The sequence below is a fragment of the Streptomyces sp. NRRL S-495 genome, from assembly GCF_000966955.1.
Taxonomy (GTDB): Bacteria; Actinomycetota; Actinomycetes; order Streptomycetales; family Streptomycetaceae; genus Kitasatospora; species Kitasatospora purpeofusca.
In genome coordinates this window covers 1-502 of sequence record NZ_JZWY01001360.1, presented here as the reverse complement: position 1 = coordinate 502, position 502 = coordinate 1, and the positions used below count along the sequence as shown (strand labels likewise).

The window sequence follows — 502 nt, the reverse complement described above, 5'->3', positions numbered from 1 at the left end:
CCCACCGCACCCGCCCCGCACCACCCGACTCCGTACCGGCACCGCTGGGGTACGGGTTGGCGTGGTCGGTGGCCAGACCGGTTCCCGGAGCGCAGGTCCACGCGCCGGCGCCCTGGTCGGCGAGGATCTTCTCGGCTATCAGGATCTGCTGTTTCTTGGTGGCGAGGTCGGGGCGGGCCGCGTAGGCGGTGCCGCCGTAGTACTGCCAGTTGTGGAGGTTGATCTGCAGGCCGCCGTAGTACGTGCCGCCGGTGTTGATGCTCCAGTTTCCTGTGCTCTCGCACTGGGCGACCTTGTCCCAGGTGCTCACGGAGGCGGCCGAGGCCGTCGGGGCGCCGATTGCGCAGGCCGCGGCGGCGGCCAGGACGGCGAAGGAGAGCGGGAGACGACGGCGCGGCTTCAATGGAATCACTCGTTTCGGTAGCACGGACGGTCAGGGGGGTGGGAGGGGCGCAGCGCGTCCGGTGCGCTGCGCCCCGGGTCATTTGCGGTTCGTGGCTGG

1 protein-coding gene is annotated in these 502 nt (G+C 70.7%); it reads right to left on the bottom strand.

The genetic code is table 11. The annotated features are described in order from the left end of the window. On the bottom strand, positions 1-403 hold a 403-nt coding region (locus tag VR45_RS41670), incomplete at its 3' end, for a transglycosylase family protein (RefSeq protein WP_286163668.1). Positions 404-502 lie beyond the last annotated feature (99 nt).